This window comes from Acidovorax sp. 22279, from assembly GCF_052045435.1.
In the GTDB taxonomy this organism is placed as follows: Bacteria; Pseudomonadota; Gammaproteobacteria; order Burkholderiales; family Burkholderiaceae_C; genus Acidovorax; species Acidovorax delafieldii.
This window is the reverse complement of the sequence record NZ_JBQEOV010000001.1, coordinates 145,419-163,706: the sequence shown is the minus strand read 5'-3', so window position 1 is coordinate 163,706 and position 18,288 is coordinate 145,419. Positions and strand designations below refer to the sequence as shown.

Annotated in this window: 15 protein-coding genes; 14 read left to right on the top strand and 1 reads right to left on the bottom strand. The window is 65.0% G+C overall.

Translation table 11 applies throughout. The features are described 5' to 3' along the window. Positions 1–2: 2 nt before the first annotated feature. The 14 genes from ACTJKQ_RS00720 to ACTJKQ_RS00655 all read left to right on the top strand — a co-directional run bounded on the left by ACTJKQ_RS00720 (position 3) and on the right by ACTJKQ_RS00655 (position 16,305). Positions 3–512: a DUF4442 domain-containing protein gene (locus ACTJKQ_RS00720; RefSeq protein ID WP_056059404.1), complete on the top strand. Its 510-nt coding sequence runs from the start codon at positions 3–5 to the stop codon at positions 510–512. Between the two features lie 12 nt (positions 513–524). Continuing rightward, positions 525–1,724 carry an acetyl-CoA C-acyltransferase gene (locus ACTJKQ_RS00715; RefSeq protein ID WP_116748882.1) on the top strand — a complete coding sequence of 400 codons (1,200 nt, stop codon included), beginning with the start codon at positions 525–527 and terminating at the stop codon, positions 1,722–1,724. 217 nt (positions 1,725–1,941) lie between these two features. Beyond that, a complete protein-coding gene (locus ACTJKQ_RS00710; protein WP_440595701.1) occupies positions 1,942–2,832 on the top strand; it encodes an alpha/beta hydrolase family protein in 891 nt (296 codons plus the stop codon). 27 nt (positions 2,833–2,859) lie between these two features. After that, complete coding sequence (locus ACTJKQ_RS00705; protein ID WP_440595700.1) at positions 2,860–3,732, top strand: acyl-CoA thioesterase; 873 nt, start codon at positions 2,860–2,862, stop codon at positions 3,730–3,732. A 74-nt stretch (positions 3,733–3,806) separates the two neighbouring features. Beyond that, positions 3,807–4,583, top strand: a complete 777-nt coding sequence (locus ACTJKQ_RS00700) for an enoyl-CoA hydratase (RefSeq protein WP_099731277.1) — start codon at positions 3,807–3,809, stop codon at positions 4,581–4,583. Between the two features lie 1,014 nt (positions 4,584–5,597). Beyond that, positions 5,598–6,335, top strand: a complete 738-nt coding sequence (locus ACTJKQ_RS00695; RefSeq protein ID WP_440595699.1) for a TetR family transcriptional regulator — start codon at positions 5,598–5,600, stop codon at positions 6,333–6,335. Between the two features lie 28 nt (positions 6,336–6,363). Next, complete coding sequence (locus ACTJKQ_RS00690; protein ID WP_440595698.1) at positions 6,364–7,293, top strand: SDR family oxidoreductase; 930 nt, start codon at positions 6,364–6,366, stop codon at positions 7,291–7,293. Beyond that, complete coding sequence (locus ACTJKQ_RS00685) at positions 7,290–8,903, top strand: acyl-CoA carboxylase subunit beta (protein WP_440595697.1); 1,614 nt, start codon at positions 7,290–7,292, stop codon at positions 8,901–8,903. The genes ACTJKQ_RS00690 and ACTJKQ_RS00685 overlap by 4 nt, the downstream gene beginning before the upstream one ends. Positions 8,904–8,926: 23 nt before the next feature. Continuing rightward, on the top strand, positions 8,927–10,057 hold the full coding sequence (locus tag ACTJKQ_RS00680; protein ID WP_440595696.1) for a DNA alkylation repair protein: 1,131 nt from the start codon (positions 8,927–8,929) through the stop codon (positions 10,055–10,057). A gap of 53 nt (positions 10,058–10,110) precedes the next feature. Further along, on the top strand, positions 10,111–11,289 hold the full coding sequence (locus tag ACTJKQ_RS00675; RefSeq protein WP_440595695.1) for an acyl-CoA dehydrogenase family protein: 1,179 nt from the start codon (positions 10,111–10,113) through the stop codon (positions 11,287–11,289). Between the two features lies 1 nt (position 11,290). Next, entirely contained in the window at positions 11,291–12,100 is an 810-nt protein-coding gene (locus ACTJKQ_RS00670; RefSeq protein WP_440595694.1) for an enoyl-CoA hydratase/isomerase family protein, read from the top strand. Positions 12,101–12,209: 109 nt separating this feature from the next. Then, on the top strand, positions 12,210–14,228 hold the full coding sequence (locus ACTJKQ_RS00665; RefSeq protein ID WP_440595693.1) for an ATP-binding protein: 2,019 nt from the start codon (positions 12,210–12,212) through the stop codon (positions 14,226–14,228). Next, on the top strand, positions 14,225–15,397 hold the full coding sequence (locus ACTJKQ_RS00660; RefSeq protein ID WP_440595692.1) for an acyl-CoA dehydrogenase family protein: 1,173 nt from the start codon (positions 14,225–14,227) through the stop codon (positions 15,395–15,397). The genes ACTJKQ_RS00665 and ACTJKQ_RS00660 overlap by 4 nt, the downstream gene beginning before the upstream one ends. Before the next feature lie 14 nt (positions 15,398–15,411). Then, positions 15,412–16,305 carry a 3-keto-5-aminohexanoate cleavage protein gene (locus ACTJKQ_RS00655; protein ID WP_440595691.1) on the top strand — a complete coding sequence of 298 codons (894 nt, stop codon included), beginning with the start codon at positions 15,412–15,414 and terminating at the stop codon, positions 16,303–16,305. Between the two features lie 282 nt (positions 16,306–16,587). On the opposite strand, the gene ACTJKQ_RS00650 is transcribed toward ACTJKQ_RS00655, so the two are convergent. Next, on the bottom strand, positions 16,588–18,246 hold the full coding sequence (locus ACTJKQ_RS00650; protein WP_440595690.1) for an anti-phage dCTP deaminase: 1,659 nt from the start codon (positions 18,244–18,246) through the stop codon (positions 16,588–16,590). Positions 18,247–18,288: the final 42 nt, after the last annotated feature.

Sequence of the window (18,288 nt, the reverse complement as noted above, 5' to 3'; positions counted from 1 at the left end):
ACATGAGCGAACACGCCCCCAACAAATTGCAGCGCTCGCTGATGCGCCTGGACGAGGCCCCCGCCTTCATGCGCGGGTTCGTGCAGAACATCATCTTGCGCCGGGCTGTGCCCTTTACCGGCACGGCCGGGGTGAAGTTCGTGTCGCTCACGCCTGAGCGGGTCGAAGTGCATCTTGCCAACGAGCACCGTGTGCAAAACCACATTGGTGGTGTGCACGCCTCGGCCATGAACCTGCTGGCTGAAACGGCCACCGGCATGGTCGTGGGCATGAACGTGCGCGACGACTGCCTGCCGCTGGCCAAGGAGCTGAGCATGGCGTTCAAGAAGCGCGCCACGGGCGGCCTCAAAGCCGTGGCCACGCTCACCGCCGAGCAGCGCGCCGCCATGCGGGCCAGCGACAAGGGCGAGGTGCAGGTGAAGGTCACCGTGACCGACGAAGCCGGTGTGGAGCCGGTCGAATGTGTATTTACGTGGGCCTGGGTTCCTTCCAGCCGCCCCCCCAAGAATTGAAGGAGTTTCACCATGGCTCAAAAACAAGTCCAGGACGCCTACATCGTCGCCGCCACGCGCACGCCCATCGGGCGCTCGGGCCGCGGCTATTTCAAGAACACCCGCCCCGACGACCTGCTGGTCGCCGCCATCAAGAGCGCCATGCTGCAGGTGCCCACGCTGGACCCCAAGGCGATTGAAGACGCCATCATCGGCTGCTCCTTCCCCGAAGGTGAGCAGGGCATGAACATGGCCCGCATCGCCGTGGGCCTGGCGTTCGACCACCCCGTGGGCGGCGTGACGGTGAACCGTTTCTGCGCATCGGGCATTACCGCGCTGCAGATGGCCGCCGACCGCATCCGCGTGGGCGAGGCTGACGTGCTGATCGCCGGCGGCGCCGAGTCCATGAGCCTGGTGCCCATGGGCGGCAACAAGCCCTCGTTCAACGCCGAGATTTTTGCCAAGGACGAAAACGTGGGCATCGCCTACGGCATGGGCCTGACCGCCGAAAAGGTCGCCCAGCAGTGGAAGGTGAGCCGCGAAGCGCAAGACGCGTTTGCCCTCGAATCCCACCTGCGTGCCATCAAGGCGCAAAAGGCCGGTGAGTTCAGCGACGAAATCACGCCCTTCGAAATCGTGGAGCGTTCGCCCAACCTCGCTACCGGCGAAGTGGTGGAAAAGCGCCGCACCGTGAGCCTGGACGAAGGCCCGCGCCCCGACACGTCCCTGGAAGGCCTGGCCAAGCTCAAGCCCGTGTTTGCGGCGCGCGGGAGCGTCACGGCGGGCAACAGCTCGCAGACCAGCGATGGCGCGGGTGCGCTCATCGTGGCCAGCGAGAAGGCCGTGAAGCAGTTTGGCCTGACGCCCCTGGCGCGTTTTGTGAGCTACGCCGCGCGCGGCGTGCCGCCAGAGATCATGGGCATTGGACCGATCGAAGCGATTCCTGCGGCCCTGCGTTATGCGGGTCTCAAGAGCGATGACATTGGCTGGTACGAGCTGAACGAGGCGTTTGCGGCCCAGTCGCTGGCGGTGATCAATACGCTGGGGCTGAACCCTGCGAACGTGAACCCCATGGGTGGCGCGATTGCATTGGGGCACCCGCTGGGGGCTACCGGTGCCATCCGTGCGGCGACGGTGGTGCATGCGCTGCGTCGGCACAAGCTGAAGTACGGCATGGTCACGATGTGTGTAGGTACCGGCCAAGGCGCCGCCGGCATCATCGAAGCCCTGTAGTTGGCTGGCTACTGCGCTGGCCATCTGCGTCGTTGGGCGGTGCTCGGAATCCTCACGTACTTCTAGTACGTTCCGGTTCCTGTGCTCCGTCCGCCTAGCAGCTGATCCCGCTCGCTACGCCCTTGAGGGCGGGGTGTGAAGGCAGGGGGAGGTGCACTGCCTATTTTTCTTTTCCATTCAAGCTGGCGCAGATCGGCATTGAACCTAGGAGACAGACATGAACAAGCAAACCTTGCAGGTCAACGGGGCGGTGTCTTTGGCACTGCGTGTCTACGAACCCGAGGGCGCACCGCGCGCCAGCGTTGTCATCGGCGGCGCGATGGGGGTGCGGCAGTCGTATTACGAGGCCTTTGCGCTGTGGATGGCGCAGCAGGGGTTTCGGGTCACCACGTTCGACTACCGAGGCCATGGCGATTCGCTGCAGGGCGCGATGCGCGATGTGAAGGCGGATCTGTTTGATTGGGCGCAGGACTATGAGGCGGTGATCTCTGGCGCCAAGGCCGCGTTGCCTGTGCAGCCGCTGTACTTGCTGGGCCACAGCCTGGGCGCGCAATTGCCAGGGCTGCTCAAGAAGCCCGAACAGGTGGCGGGCCTGCTCAGCGTGGCCGCAGGCAGCGGCTACTGGCGTGACAACGCGCCGCAGCTCAAGCGCATCGTTCCGTATTTCTGGTGGGTGCTGGTGCCGCTGGCCACGCGGCTGTGCGGGTACTTTCCGGGGCGCACGCTCAAGAAGGTGGGCGATCTGCCTGCGGGGGTGATCCTGCAGTGGCGGCGCTGGTGTCTGGACCCCGCTTACAGCGTGGGGGCCGAGGGGCCTGCGGTGGCGCGGAGTTATGGCGCGGTGCGGTTCCCGGTGCTGGCGCTGTCGATGGCGGACGACGAGCTGATGACCTTGCGTGGCACGCACAACCTGGTGAACCTGTACGCCAACACCGAGCGCCGGGTGGAGAGCATCACACCGGCCGACCTGCAGGTGCGGCGCATTGGGCACTTTGGTTTCTTTCGCGACCAGTTCCGCCAAAGCCTGTGGCCGCGCGCAGCGGCTGCGCTGGCCGCACTGGGCGGTGGCGGAATGCCCCATGGCGAAGTCTCCGGTACGACGGCCTGAGCGGTCGTTTCGCGGCACACTTGCAGCATGACTTCCTCTTCATCCACTTCTTCGTCTGCGTCTTCGTCCTCCGCTACCCACCCGCTGGACGAGGCGCTGCAACTGACGGCTTCGTCCGCTGCGACGGGCCAGTACGAAGGGCAGACCCACCCCGGCTACTGGAACATGGTCGGCCCGTTTGGCGGCATCACCGCTGCCACGCTGCTACAGGCCATCTTGCAGCACCCCGACCGGCTGGGCGATCCGCTGTCGCTCACTGTCAACTATGCGGGCGCTTTGACCGCTGGTGCGTTCACGGTGCAGGCAACTCCTGTTCGCACCAATCGTTCCACCCAGCACTGGACGCTGTCGATTCTGCAGGCCGGTGCCGACGGCGCGCAGGTGGTTACCACCACGGCCACCGCCGTCACGGCCGTGCGCCGCGAGACCTGGAGCGTGGGCGATGTGCCCATGCCGCAGGTGCCCCCACCTGCAGAGCAAAAAGCCATCGTCGCCCCTTTGGGCGCTGTGGAATGGCTCAATCGCTACGAGATGCGCCCCATCGCTGGCTTCATCCCGCGCACCTGGGACGGCAGCGGCGACCACAGCCTGACGCAGCTGTGGATGCGCGACACACCACCGCGGCCGCTCGACTTCGTGGCGCTGTCCGCATTGGCCGATGTGTTCTTTCCCCGCGTGTGGCTGCGCCGTGCGCGCCAGGTGCCTGCGGGCACGGTGTCCATCACCGTGTACTTTCACGCCACAGCAGAGCAGCTGCAGGCCACGGGCACGGGCTTCCTGCTAGGCCAGGCGCGCGGGCAGGAATTCCGCAATGGTTTCTTTGACCAGACCGTGCAGCTGTGGAGCGAGGCTGGCACCATGCTGGCCACCAGCCACCAGATCGTTTACTACAAGGAATAGGAAGTCGGCCTGTCGCCCTGTGCCGTACCGCATTCCTCTCGTCCCAATCCATCCGACCCGGAACCTTCACCACCATGACCGAAGCCACCCAAGACATCCTCGTCCACTCCGAAGCGGGCGTGACCACCATCACCTTCAACCGCGTGGACAAGAAGAACTCCATCACGCGCGACATGTACGCCGCCATGGCTGATGCGCTCGATGCCGCCAAGGCCGATGCCAGCGTGCGCGTGGTGGTGTTCCAGGGCGACGTGGCGATCTTCAGCGCGGGCAATGACATTGGCGATTTCTTGCAGCAGCCGCCCGCCACGCAGGACTCGCCCGTGTTCCGTTTTCTGCGCGGAATCGCCACCTTCCCCAAGCCCGTGATCGCCTCGGTGTGTGGCCCGGCCGTGGGCATCGGCACGACGATGCTGTTCCATTGCGACCTGGTCTATGCGGGCGACAACGCGGCGTTCTCCATGCCGTTCGTGAATTTGGGCCTGTGCCCTGAGGCCGCATCGAGCCTGTTGGTGCCGCAGATGTTGGGGTATCACCGCGCTGCGGAAGCCTTGCTGCTGGGCGAGCCTTTCATGGCCGAGGCCGCGTTGGAAGTGGGGCTGGTGAACCGCGTGGTGCCGCCCACCGAGTGCAACGGCGTGGCGCAGGCGCAGGCCAAGAAGCTGGCGGCCAAGCCGTTGTCGTCGCTCATCGAAACCAAGCGGTTGATGAAGGGCGGGCAGACGGCGAAGGTGCTGGAGGTGATGGCGGAAGAGGGCGAGAGCTTTGGGCGCATGTTGCGTGAGCCTGCAGCGCGGGAAGCGTTCTCGGCTTTTATGGAGAAGAGAAAGCCTGATTTCAGCGCGGTTTGAGTCGTTGGTTCTGATGTTTTTTTGGCTGCTGGCGCTTGTACATAAAGCGCTGGCAGCTATTATTTTTATAGTTCGTTCTCGCCCCGTCCGTTTGGGTTGAGCCTACCGAAGCTTGTTTTGGCGGTGGCTACTGCATGCCCGTGTGAAGTGCGGGAGCCGGGAGTCGCCCGGCGTGCGAGTAACTTTCTTTTGCTTCGCCAAAAGAAAGTCACCAAAGAAAAGGCGACCCCCAGTCTGCGACCCCTTCGCTGGCGCTGCGGGGCAAACCTGCGTCGTGTCGGTTGCGGGGTGCGCCGTGGAACTCACTGCGCTGCGTTGCAGCTTCGTTCAAACATTCACGGCGAGTCAGAGCACGAAGCATGGGCGCTTCGACGCCCATGCCACCCCACAACCGCCCCGCCGCAGGCGCAGCCAGCAGGGGGGGCAGCCGAACATCCAACAGCCGAACATCCAAACAGCCACACGGGCCTTTGCTTCGCTCGGCCGTGCTTGCGCAGCGCGCGGCGCTTGCGCCCGCGAGGTGGGGCCGAGCGCAGCGATGGCCCGAATGGATGTCCGATCCCGGTGGGTTCCCTTCTGTATGCGCCTGGGGCGCGCAGGGCGCGCAGGGCGCGGGGTGGCATGCGCGTCGGAGCGCGCGTGCTTCGTGAACTGACTCATCGCAGTTGTCCGAGCGGAGCGCCAAGAGCGCGCAGCGAGTTCTGCGGTGCACCCCGTGACCGAGCACCCCAGGTTGCCCCGCAGCGCAGCGAAGGGGTCGCAGACAGCAGGGTCGCCCTTTCTTTGGTGACTTTCTTTCGGCGACGCGAAAGAAAGTTACTCGCATGCCGGGCGACTCCCGGCCTCCGTCCTTTGCACAAGCACTCCATTTGATTCCAAATACATAACAAATCAGGGATGAATCGCAAGCGCCGCACCTCAAACAGCACCCCATCGCAATGAGTATCAGACAAGCCATCTATTTTTACAAAGCACTTGCTTGCTAAAAATAAACAGTTTTGCTATCGTGCCTGCATGGATTCACCCGTGCCGCGCACCAGCGCCATCGCCCCCGCTCCCAAGAAACCCTCGGCCCGCCCTCGCAGCAAGGCCGTAGCCTCCTCCGACGCCAATGCAGCCACTGCAGAGGCAACCCCCACCCGCCGCCCCCGCGGCCGCCCCCGCAAGACCGCCGAGGAACTCGACGACGGCAACCGCCGCCGCAAGCTCATGGACGGCGCGGCCAAGCTCTTTCGCACCCAGGGCTTCGCCGCCACCAGCACGCGCGACATTGCTGCGGCGGCAGGCATGCACAGTGGCTCGCCCTTCTACCACTTCGAAAGCAAAAGCGCGCTGCTCTATGCCGTGATGAGCGAGGGCATGACCATGGCCACGCAAAGCCAGCAGCAGGCACTCGATGCGTTGCCCACCACGGCCACACCGCGTGAGCAATTGCACACGCTCATTCGACATCACTTCGAGATCCTGCTCGGGCCCCGCAGCAGCTTTATCCCGGTGATGCTGTACGAGTGGCGCTCGCTCACGCCTGCGCAGCGCAAGGGCATTGCCCGCATCAAGGACAGCTACGAGGCCACCTGGATGCCCGTGCTGGAAGCGCTGGCAAAGCAGGGCGCGCTGCAGGCTGAGCCCGGCGTGGCGCGGTTGTTCATCTTTGGGGCGCTCAACTGGGCGGTGCAATGGTTCTCGCCCAAGAAGGGAAAGTCGCTCGACGCGCTCACCGACGAGGCGCTGGCCTTGTTCATCCGTTCATAACAAACAACCCCATCAAGGCAGAGTCACCATGGCCCCCACTGCGCGCAACGCCTACCAGTCTGTGTTTGCTCCGGGCCTGTTCCAGGGCCAGGTGGTGGTGGTCACCGGCGGCGGCTCCGGCATTGGCCGGTGCACGGCGCACGAACTGGCGCACCTGGGGGCGCATGTGGTGCTGGTGGGGCGCAAGCCTGAAAAGTTGCTGGCCGTGGCCGAAGAGATCACTGCCGATGGCGGCCGTGTGTCCTGCGAGGTGTGCGACATCCGCTCCGAAGAAGGTGTGGTGGCGCTGGTGCAGCAGATCATCGCTGCGCAGGGCCGCATCGATGCGCTGGTCAACAACGCGGGCGGGCAGTTCATGTCGCCGCTTGAATCCATCAGCGCCAAGGGCTGGGAGGCCGTGCTGCACACCAACCTCACCGGCGGCTTTTTGATGGCGCGTGAGTGTTATCGGCAGTGGATGGCGCAGCACGGCGGCTCAGTAGTCAACATCGTGGCCGACATGTGGGGCTCCATGCCGGGCATGGGGCACAGCGGGGCTGCGCGCGCGGGCATGGTCAGCTTCACCGAAACCGCTGCGCTCGAATGGGCGCACAGCGGTGTGCGCGTGAACGCCGTGGCGCCGGGTTACATCGCCTCCAGCGGCATGGACAACTACCCGCCCGAGGCGGCAGACATGCTGCGTGCCATGCCGCGCACAGTGCCGCTCGGGCGCTTTGGCAACGAGGCCGAGGTGTCGGCGGCCATCACCTTTTTGCTCAGCCCGGCAGCCAGCTTTATCAGCGGCACCACGCTGCGGGTGGACGGTGCACGGCCCCAGGTGCGCATGGGCTGGCCGCAGCGCCCGCCTGGTGCCACCGCCGCAGCACACCCGGCCGTGCGGCCATTTGACGGCTTTCACCGCGCGCAGGTGCCGCAGGTGTTTGCACCTTCCCACACCCCCAAGACCGAGGCCGCATGACTGCCGTCTTCACTTCCCGATTCAACCCAGGCGGCGCCGAGGCCACGCAGCGCCGCGCGGCGCTGCAGGTCCGCCTTCATGCCCTGCGCGCGTTGGAAGAGCGTGCCGCCGCCGCCTCGGCCCGGTCGCTGCCCCAGTTTGAAAAACGCGGCCAGCTACTGCCGCGCCAGCGTGTGGCGCTGCTGCTGGATGCGGGTGCGCCCTGGCTGCCGCTGTGCACCCTGGCGGGCTACCTGCAGGACGTGAAAGACCCCGAGAAATCCGTGCCTGGTGGCGGCATGGTCGCGGGCATCGGCTTTGTCAGTGGCGTGCGTTGCATGGTGGTGGCCAGCGACTCGGGCATCGAAGCCGGTGCCATCCAGCCCATGGGCCTGGATAAGATCTTGCGCGTGCAGGAAATCGCGCTGCAAAACCGCTTGCCGTTCATCCACCTGGTGGAGAGCGCGGGCGCCAACCTCATGCGCTACCGGGTGGAGGGCTTCGTGCACGGCGGCACGCTGTTCCGCAACCTCGCGCGGCTGTCGGCGGCGGGCATTCCGGTCATCACCGTGCAGCACGGCTCGGGCACCGCAGGCGGCGCCTATATGCCGGGGTTGTCGGATGTGGTCATCATGGTGCAGGGCCGCTCGCGCGCATTTCTGGCCGGGCCGCCGCTGCTCATGGCTGCGACGGGCGAGATTGCGACGGAAGAAGAACTGGGCGGTGCCGAGATGCACACCGCCGTCTCGGGCCTGGGCGAATACCTGGCCCAGGACGACCGCGAGGCCATTGGCCTGGCGCGCGATGTGGTCGCGCAGCTGGGCTGGCACATGCCCCGACGACCCAGCGCGCCCGCACCTCTGTTGCCGGCAGACGACCTGCTGTCCCTGATGTCCGCCGACCTGCGCCAGCCCGTGGACATGCGCGAGGTGATGGCGCGGCTGGTGGATGGCTCGGAGCTGCTCGAATTCAAGGCCCGCTACGGCCCGGCCACTTTGTGCGCGCAGGGCCACATCGGCGGGCATGCCGTGGGCTTCATCAGCAACAACGGCCCCATCGACGTGGCAGGCGCGAACAAGGCCACGCACTTCATCCAGTGGATGTGCCAGCTGGGCCACCCCATCATCTACCTGCAGAACACCACGGGCTACATGGTGGGCAAGGACAGCGAGCAGGGCGGCATGATCAAGCATGGCAGCAAGATGATCCAGGCCGTGACCAACGCCACCGTGCCGCAGATCACCATCCAGTGCGGTGCCAGCTTTGGCGCGGGCAACTACGGCATGTGCGGGCGGGGCTATGCGCCGCGCTTCCTGTTCAGCTGGCCGGGGGCCAAGACAGCGGTGATGGGCGGCGAGCAGGCTGCGCGCACCATGCAGATCGTGACCGAGGCGGCGCTCGCGCGCAAAGGCATCACGCCCGACCCGGCCGAATCGCAGGCCCAGTTCGACAAGATCGTCGCCATGTTCGAGGCCCAGGCCGATGCGTTCTACACCAGCGGCCTGCTGCTGGACGACGGCGTGATCGACCCGCGCGACACGCGCGCCGTGCTTGCGTTTTGCCTGGACACCTGCGCCGAAGCACAGGCCCGAACGCTGCGGCCCCTGAGCTTTGGCGTGGCGCGGATGTAGGCGCTTCGCACGCAATCTCCACGATGGCCGAGCCTCTCAAACACCTGCTGAACGACACCGTGCCGCCGCGCATCGCGGCCATGGTGCGTCGTGCGTGGCGCAAGTTCGATACCACTGCATTTCTGCAGCAGGTAGAGCCCGGCTACGAATCGCTGGAGCTGATGGCGCGCGGCCAGCGCATTGCGCACGCCCTGCAGGCCCACCTGCCGCAAGACGTGCCGCGCGCGCTGGGTGTGCTGGTCGATTCGATGGACCCGTCGATGGGCATCGATGCCGCCGGTGAGCCCGATGCGGGTGACCGCCCCTACAGCGCCTTCTTGTACCTGCCCCACAGCATCTACATCGGCACACACGGCCTGCAGCATTTCGAGGCGGCCATGGCCGCGCAGCACGCACTCACCCAGCGGTTTACGGCAGAGTTCTGCATTCGCCCCTACCTGCTGCACCACCAGGGCGCCACGCTCGCGCGGCTGCGCGACTGGGCGCAGGATGACAACGCCCATGTGCGCCGCCTGGTGAGCGAAGGCACGCGGCCCCGTCTGCCCTGGGCGCCGCGATTGCCTACATTCCAGAACAACCCGCAGCTGGCCCTGCCGTTGCTCGATGCGCTCAAGGACGACCCATCGTCCTACGTGCGCCGTTCGGTGGCCAACCACCTGGGTGACATCGCCAAGGACCACCCCGGCCTGGCCGTGGGCACCGCGCGTACCTGGCTGTTGGGTGCACCCGCCTCGCGTGAAGCCCTGGTGCGCCACGGCCTGCGTTCTCTCATCAAACGCGGCGACGCTGGCGCGCTCGATGCCCTGGGCGTGGGCCATGCCGTGGCGCTGAACGTGCGGGCCGCACGCGTGGTGCCCGCCTGCGCGCGCATCGGCGACAAGGTGCGCATCGAGGCCGAGCTGCACAACCCCACACCCCAGCCCCAGCGCGTGCTGGCGGACCTGAAGGTGCACTACGTCAAGGCCCACGGCGGCGCGGCGCCCAAGGTGTTCAAGCTGCGGACGCTGGACATACCGCCCGGCGCTACCGTAGCGGTGGGCAAGACGCTGTCGCTGCAGCAGATGACCACGCGGACCCACTACCCCGGCGTGCACCAGGTGGAGCTGGTGCTCAACGGGCGGCCCCAGCCGCTGGGGCAGTTTCAGCTTTCGTGATCGAGGTTTGCAGGCACACAAACGTACAAACGCAACAGCAGGAGACAAGCACCATGCAGTTCACGCACGAGCACCGCGAGATCCAGAAGACCCTCAAGCGTTTCATCGACGAGGAGATCAACCCCCACGTGGACGAGTGGGAAGCGGCCGAGATCTTCCCTGCGCACGAGGTCTTCAAGAAGATGGGCAACCTGGGCCTGCTGGGCCTGTGCAAGCCCGAGGAATACGGCGGTCAGGGCCTGGACTATTCGTACAGCCTGGCCATGGCCGAGGCGCTGGGCCACATCCACTGCGGCGGCGTGCCCATGGCCATCGGCGTGCAGACCGACATGTGCACCCCGGCGCTGGCGCGCTATGGCAGCGAAGAGCTCAAGCGCAACTTTCTGGCCCCTGCGATTGCGGGCGACATGGTGGGCTGCATCGGCGTGAGCGAGCCTGCGGCGGGCAGCGATGTGTCGGGCATCAAGAGCGTGGCGCGCAAGGACGGCGACGACTATGTGATCACCGGCCAAAAGATGTGGATCACCAACAGCCTGCAGGCCGACTGGATGTGCATGCTGGTCAACACGGGCGAAGGGCCTGTGCACAAGAACAAAAGCCTGGTGATGGTGCCCATGCGGGATGGCCCGGGCGGCAAACTCACCAAGGGCATCGAGGTAGCGCAAAAGATCCGCAAGATCGGCATGCACAGCAGCGACACCGGGCTGATCTACTTTGACGAGGTGCGCGTGCCGCAGCGCTACCGCATCGGTGCCGAAGGGCAGGGCTTTATCTACCAGATGCAGCAGTTCCAGGAAGAGCGCCTGTGGTGCGCCGCCAGCACGCTCGAATCGCTGAACCACTGCATCCAGTGGACCATCGACTATGCGCAGGAGCGCAAGCTGTTTGGCAGCACGCTGGCCGACCAGCAGTGGGTGCAGTTCAAGCTGGCCGAACTCAAGACCGAGGTCGAGGCCCTGCGCGCACTCACCTACCGCGCCTGCGACCTGTACGTGAACGGGCAGGACGTGCTGGAGCTGGCCAGCATGGCCAAGCTCAAGGCCGGCCGCTTGAACCGGGAGGTGCCCGACACCTGCCTGCAGTTTTGGGGCGGCATGGGCTTCACGCTGGAGAACAAGGTCTCGCGCATGTACCGCGACGGGCGGCTGGCGTCCATCGGCGGCGGGGCCGACGAGGTAATGCTCGGCATCCTGTCCAAGCTCATGGGCATCGCCAAGCGGCCCGTGCACTGACATGGCCGATTCGCTGTTGATCGACCGCGCGCCGCTGGCCAGCGGCAGCGTGGAAACCTGGACGCTCAACGACCCGGCCAGCCGCAATGCGCTGTCAGAAGCCATGGTGGACGCCCTGCTGGCCGCGTGCGAGCGCGCTGCGACCGATGCCGACCTGCGTGGCGTGGTGCTGCGGGGTGCCGGTGGGCACTTCTGCGCGGGGGGCAGCCTGGGCGGATTTGCCAAGACCATTGGCCAGCCCCTGGCTGAGGGCGAGGCGGACCCGCTGGTACCGCTGAACCGCCGATTCGGCACGCTGCTGCAGGCACTGTGCGCGCTGCCGCAGTGGCTCATCGTGGCGGTGGAGGGCGCGGCCATGGGTGGCGGCTTTGGTCTGGTGTGCTGCGCCGACCATGTGCTGGCCCACACCAGCGCGCAGTTCGCCACGCCCGAGGTCACGCTGGGCATCGTGCCTGCGCAGATCGCGCCCTTTGTGGTGCGGCGCCTTGGCCCGTCTGCTGCGCGGCGGTGTTTGCTGACCGGCGAGCGCTGGGATGCTGCTGCCGCCAAGCGTTTGGGCCTGGTCGATGACGTGGTGGAGGGCGACATGGATGCTGCTGTACGGGCTGCCATCGCACGCCACGCCGCCGCCGCACCCCAAGCTGTAGCCGCCACCAAACGTTTGTTGCTGGCCCAAGCCGAAACGCCGTTGCCCGCGCTGCTGGACGAAGCGGCAATTGCTTTTTCGCAGGCGCTGCGTGGCCCCGAGGCGCCGCAAGGGCTGGCGGCGTTTGCTGCGCGCAAGGCGCCGCCCTGGAGCGCGAAGCCATGAAAAAGATCCTCATCGCCAATAGCGGCGTTCATGCCGCAGGCATGGCGAAGCAGATTGCCCGTGCACGCGCAGCGTGCAGGCGGGCGATGGAGCCGCGAGAGCACAGCCTATGAAAAAGATACTGATCGCCAATCGCGGCGAGATCGCCCGCCGCATCATCCACACCGCCCACCGCATGGGCATCGAAACGGTCTCGGTCTATTCCGACCCCGATGCCAACGCCCTGCACGTGCGTGAAGCCACCCAGGCTGTAGCGCTGGGTGGCGCGGCCAGCGCCGACACCTACCTGCGCACCGACAAGCTGCTGGCCGCCGCCCGTGCCACCGGCGCAGATGCAGTGCACCCCGGCTATGGCTTCCTCAGCGAGAACGCTGACTTTGCCCAGGCCGTTATCGATGCAGGCCTGAGCTGGATCGGCCCGCCGCCCGGCGCCATCCGCGCGCTGGGCAGCAAGGCTGGGGCCAAGGCGTTGGCCCAGTCGCATGGCGTGCCCTGCCTGCCCGGCTATGCGGGCGACGACCAGAGCGACGAACGCGTTGCCACCGAGGCTGCGCGCATCGGCACGCCCCTCATGGTCAAGGCCGTGGCGGGTGGGGGAGGGCGTGGCATGCGCCTGGTCACCGACCTGGCGCAGTTGCCCGCCGCACTGGCCAGCGCACGGTCGGAGGCGCTGGCGGGTTTTGGCTGTGGCGACCTGCTCATCGAACGCGCACTGCTGCAGCCGCGCCATGTGGAGGTGCAGATCTTTGCCGACGCCCACGGTGCGTGCATCCACCTGGGCGAGCGCGATTGCTCGGTACAGCGCCGCCACCAGAAGATCATCGAAGAGTCCCCCAGCCCCGCCGTGGACGCAGCGCTGCGCGAGCGCATGGGCGCCTGCGCCGTGGCGCTGGCACAGGCCGCTGGCTATGTGGGCGCTGGCACGGTGGAGTTCTTGCTCGACGGTAAAGACTTGAGCGACGCCGGGCCGCCCCAAGTCGCGAAGGCCCCCTCGGGGGGCAGCGAACCACGCGAAGCGGGGAGCGTGGGGGCGCAATTCTTCTTGATGGAGATGAACACCCGCCTGCAAGTGGAGCACCCGGTGACCGAAGCGCTCACGGGGCTGGACCTGGTGGAGTGGCAGATCCGCGTGGCTCGGGGCGAGCCGCTGCCGCTCACGCAAGATCAGGTGCATCTGCAAGGCCACGCCATCGAAGTGCGCCTGTGTGCCGAAGACGCGCACTTCCGCCCCCACACCGGCCGCGTGCTGCAGTTCAGCGCGCCGCCCGCCACCGCGTTTGAACGGGCTGCGCCGGGCGCGCTGCGCTTTGACCATGCGCTGGAAGAGGGGGCAGAGGTCACGCCTCACTACGACGCCATGCTGGGCAAGCTCATCGTGCACGCGCCCACGCGGGCCCAGGCCATCGCCGCGCTGGTCCGCGCGTTGCAGGGCACCCGCGTGCTGGGCCTGCCCACCAACCGCGCGTTTCTGGCGGCCTGCCTGCAGCACCCGGTGTTTGCCAGCGGCCATGCGCTGGTGCCGTTCCTGGCGGAGCATGCCCAGGAGCTGCAGCGGTTGCTATCAAATAATGAGCTATCAGTGCATATTACTTCGGCGCTATCGGCCATTTTTGCTTCAAATCCGACGTCGGACCTGCCTTGTGCCATGGCCCGGCCCCTGCGGCTGCGCCACCAGGGCGAGGTGCACTCCATTGCCGTGCGCGAGCTGGGCGGTGGAAGGCTGCAGGTGGAGCAGGCCGGTGCAGAGCCTGTGACTTTGCAACTGCCCCAGCGCGGCGTGCATTGCGTGGCGGCTGGTCCCCGTCGTTGGCACTGGCAGTCGGCCGGCGTGGACGGCTGGGCGGAAGACGCCTCGTGGGAACCCGCTGCGCGCGCGGGTGCGGCGGGCGGTGCGACGGAGTTGCGCGCACCCTTCAACGGCAAGGTGGTCGCGCTGCCCGTGGCCGCAGGCCAGGCGCTGGCGGCGGGCGACACCGTGGTGGTCATCGAATCCATGAAGCTCGAACACAGCCTGGCCAGCCCCGCAGCCGCCACGGTGGCCGAGCTGCTGGTAGCGCCCGGCCAGCAGGTGTCGCCCGGCCAGGTGCTGGCCCGCTTTGCACCCGCCACGCAAGGAGCGCCCGCATGACCGCCACATCCGACGCGACCCCTGTGAGCAACGAAGACCGTACCGCGCTCACCGACACCGTCACCCGCTTTGCCCGCACTGAGATCGCGCCGCATGTGGACGCGTGGGATGCCGCCGGTGGATTCCCCCGCAGCCTGTACCGCCGCGCGGCCGACCTGGGCCTGCTAGGCCTGGGTTACCCCGAGCAGTACGGCGGCACGCCCGCCAGCTACCAGCTGCGCCTGCCGCTGTGGCGCGCGCTCAGCCGCCACGGCGCCAGCGGCGGTGTGCTGGCCAGCCTGCTGTCGCACAACATCGGCCTGCCGCCCGTGCTGGCGCATGGCAGCGACGCTGTTCGTGCCGAGGTCATCCCGCCCGTGCTGGCGGGCGAACAGATTGCCGCGCTGGCGATCACCGAACCCGGGGGCGGGTCCGACGTGGCACAGCTCAAGACCACGGCGCGGCGCGAGGGCGATGAGTACATCGTCAGCGGTGAAAAGGTGTTCATCACCTCCGGCATGCGCGCTGACTGGATCACGGTAGCTGTCAGAACGGGAGAAGCTGGAAGCAAAGGCAGCGCAGGCATCTCCATGCTGCTCATCCCCGGCCACAGCCCGGGCCTGTCGCGCAGCAAGCTCGACAAGATGGGCTGGCTCTGCTCCGACACCGCCCACCTGCGGTTTGACAACGTGCGCGTGCCCGCCCGCTACCTGCTGGGCGAAGAGGGCGCGGGCTTTCGCATCATCATGGCCAACTTCAACGGCGAGCGCTTTGGCCTGGCCGCATCGGCCCTGGGCTTTGCCGAGGCCTGCTACGACGAAGCCCTGGCCTGGGCCCGCCAGCGCAAAACCTTTGGCGCCGCGCTGGTGGAGCACCAGGTCATCCGCCACAAGCTGGTGGACATGCAGATGCGCATCCAGTCCACCGCCGCGTGGTGCGAGTCCGTGGCCGCGCAGGCCGATGCGGGCCGCACCGGCCCCGAGTGGGTAGCGCAGGTGTGCCTGCTCAAGAACCACGCCACCCAAACCATGCAGTTCTGCGCCGACCAGGCCGTGCAGATCCTGGGCGGCATGGGCTTCATGCGTGGCACCGTCAGCGAGCGCATCTACCGCGAGGTCAAGGTCATGATGATCGGCGGCGGTGCGGAAGAAATCATGAAGGACCTGGCTGCCAGGCAGCTCGGCATTTGAAGGAGACAGCCACCATGCACAGCACCGACCACGGCAACAAAGCCATCATCACCTGCGCCATCACCGGCGTGCTGACGGACCCCGGCCAGCACCATGTGCCCGTCACGCCCGAGCAACTGGCCAAAGAAGCCCGCCGTGCCTACGACGCTGGCGCCGCCGTGGTCCACGTGCATTTCCGCAACCAGGAGCCCGGCAAGGGCCACCTGCCCAGCTGGGACCCGCAGGTCGCGCGCGACTGCGTGCAAGCCATGCGCGAGGCGTGCCCCGGTTTGATCATCAACCAGACCACCGGCGTGGTCGGCCCCAATTACCAGGGCCCGCTCGACTGCCTGCGCGCCACCCGCCCCGAGATGGCCGCGTGCAACGCCGGCTCGCTCAACTACCTGAAGGTGCGCAGCAACGGCACCTGGGCCTGGCCGCCCATGCTGTTCGACAACCAGCCCGCCAAGGTCAAGGACTTCATCGACGTGATGCTGGAGACCGGCACGCTGCCCGAGTTTGAATGCTTCGACGTGGGCATCGTGCGCTGCGTGGAGATGTATGTGCAGACCGGCATGTACACGCTGGGCCTGCCCGAATACAACTTTGTGATGGGCGTCGAATCCGGCATGCCTGCGGACCCGGACCTGCTGCCCATCCTGCTCAAGCTCAAGATCAAGGACGCCCCCTGGCAGGCCACCGTCATCGGCCGCAGCGAGATCTGGCCCGTGCACCAGCGCGTGGCCGAACTGGGCGGGCATTTGCGCACGGGGCTGGAAGATACGTTCTATCTGCCGGATGGGACGAAGGCGGATTCGAACGGGCCGCTGATTGAGAAGCTGGCGGAGTACGCGCGCAATGCGGGGCGGGAGGTGGCATCGCCGCAGGAGGCGCGGGGGATGTTGGGACTGAAGGAGGTTAGAGACTGACCAGATTGATGCATCTGTGTCGCGACTCAGTACGCAGCAGCTAACAAAAAAGGCCAGCGTGCTGGCCTTGTTGAATTGACAATTTTTTAGATCTTTTGCAGGCTGCGAAAGTAGTTTCCCGAGATCGTACGGTAGACCGACATGTCATTCTCAGAAGCAGGGGATGCTTTTGCCGAACTCTTGCTGCCAGGTGCAGAGACTACCTTCGGCGTCACAGGCGCAGCCAAGTTGGAGGAGACTCCACCTACGTCTACCAGCAACCGCAACTGAAGCTGCTTAGATCTATGCTGTGACTTTGTCATGGTTGTCCTCACTCGAAAAAAGGCTTGGTAGCTGGAGGTTCTTGGTCTGAATTTCTGCGACCACAACCTCCTCTAACCTCGGAATCGCCTTGAGGCTCACTTGAGTCAGTGGCATCGCCTCCATGCGCCCTGTTAATGCTAACACGCCTGACTTTTTGCGGATCCCGCCTTCGAACATTTCGATGAATCGGCGTGGTGCGATCCCGTCGTACTGCCGGACTTGTACTTTGCCGCGCTCGTCAGAGGATTCAGTCAATGCATCGGAGTGAAGTCTTGTCGCTAAACTTTTCCTATACGGTTCGATGTAGTGGACTTCTGAAATCCCGGCTGCGACCAAGTGTCTGGCGCAAGAGTGGCACGGATAAGTAGTGACGAAAATTTTTCCTCTTAGCACTCGCTCCCCCGCAACGCGACTTGCCCCGAGAATCGCGTGCATTTCAGCGTGAACTGCTCTTGAAAATTCGATCAGGTCCTTGACGCGCGTATCACCCAAGATCGTTTTGACAGCTGTGTCCATTGCCTCGCGGTTGAGTACCCCTCCATCTATGAGGCTCTCGACCACTTTTCGCGCGATTGAACCCTTCTCCTCATCGTTGCGGCAACGTCCACCAACCTGCGCGAAGCAACGTTGATCGACAGAGGAAGACTCATGGTCGGAAAACTGGGATGAAAGTGGTTTTGTCCCGTATAAGCCACCGCCACTTTGGGGAACGTCATTCCATCCCACTGCCAAAAGCTCTCCTGTAGAACTGGTCACTGCGGCACCTACTTGTCTTGAAAGGCAGGCTGAGTTTCGAGCAGCTGAGGTCGCCGCATACATAGCAGTTTCTTCCGCCGTCGGCGTGATAACTACCGTTCTAAATATTAAGTCGAAGAAGCGACGTATACGTTCGTTTATCTGGCCAATAGCCTTTGCCTCGGATGGGCCGACAACGGAGTGGTCCACGCGTAGGAAAAAATCACACTGTGGAAATGTGTTACGAACTGACTGGCCGTGGTCAAATTCCTCACCAGAATCAGTGTCGATCAGTTTTTCGATTTCATCTTTTTGTAGCTTGCCAGGCTTGGCTAGGTTTGCTTCCCGCAGTTCTAGGGGTGAGAAGACACCGACTGCAAAAAGCGCATCGCCATAGATCAGTCTGAGCAAGTCCAGTTCAGCAGAGTTTTTGATCGAATCGATCACATGGCAGATGCGCTGACTCTTGATTTTTTGCTGCTCGGACTTTTCAGACTCAGCCGCAACATCTTCAAAAACTCCGAACTGATGCGCTCGATCGGCAGCGATCTTGGCGATAGCGAGCTTGGCTAACACGTCATTTCCGAACTGCTTACGTAGGGCATCCCCAATCTCTATCAAAGATTGAATCTCTTGAAATTTTGAGTCCGTGTTGATCTGAATATTGACATTGGTCGCATTGAGTCGGATCAGGTTGCTTAAGAGAACTATCTCTGTCTGATAGTTGAACTCAGCGAGCGTGTTCTTGATCTGCCGTGCCGTTTCGTGCAGCGGAGATCCAATCGGGCCGCACAGTGCGATGACTAGTTCCGGCGTTAGGCTGCTGACGGCCTCGCCCGTTGCGTTTACGGATGTGAATGCATTCAGCGTTGCAGGAGCAACACTCGCCAGTGACGCTGACATAAAGCCTCCCTCATGTACGTTTTAACCGCTGGCACTATTTCT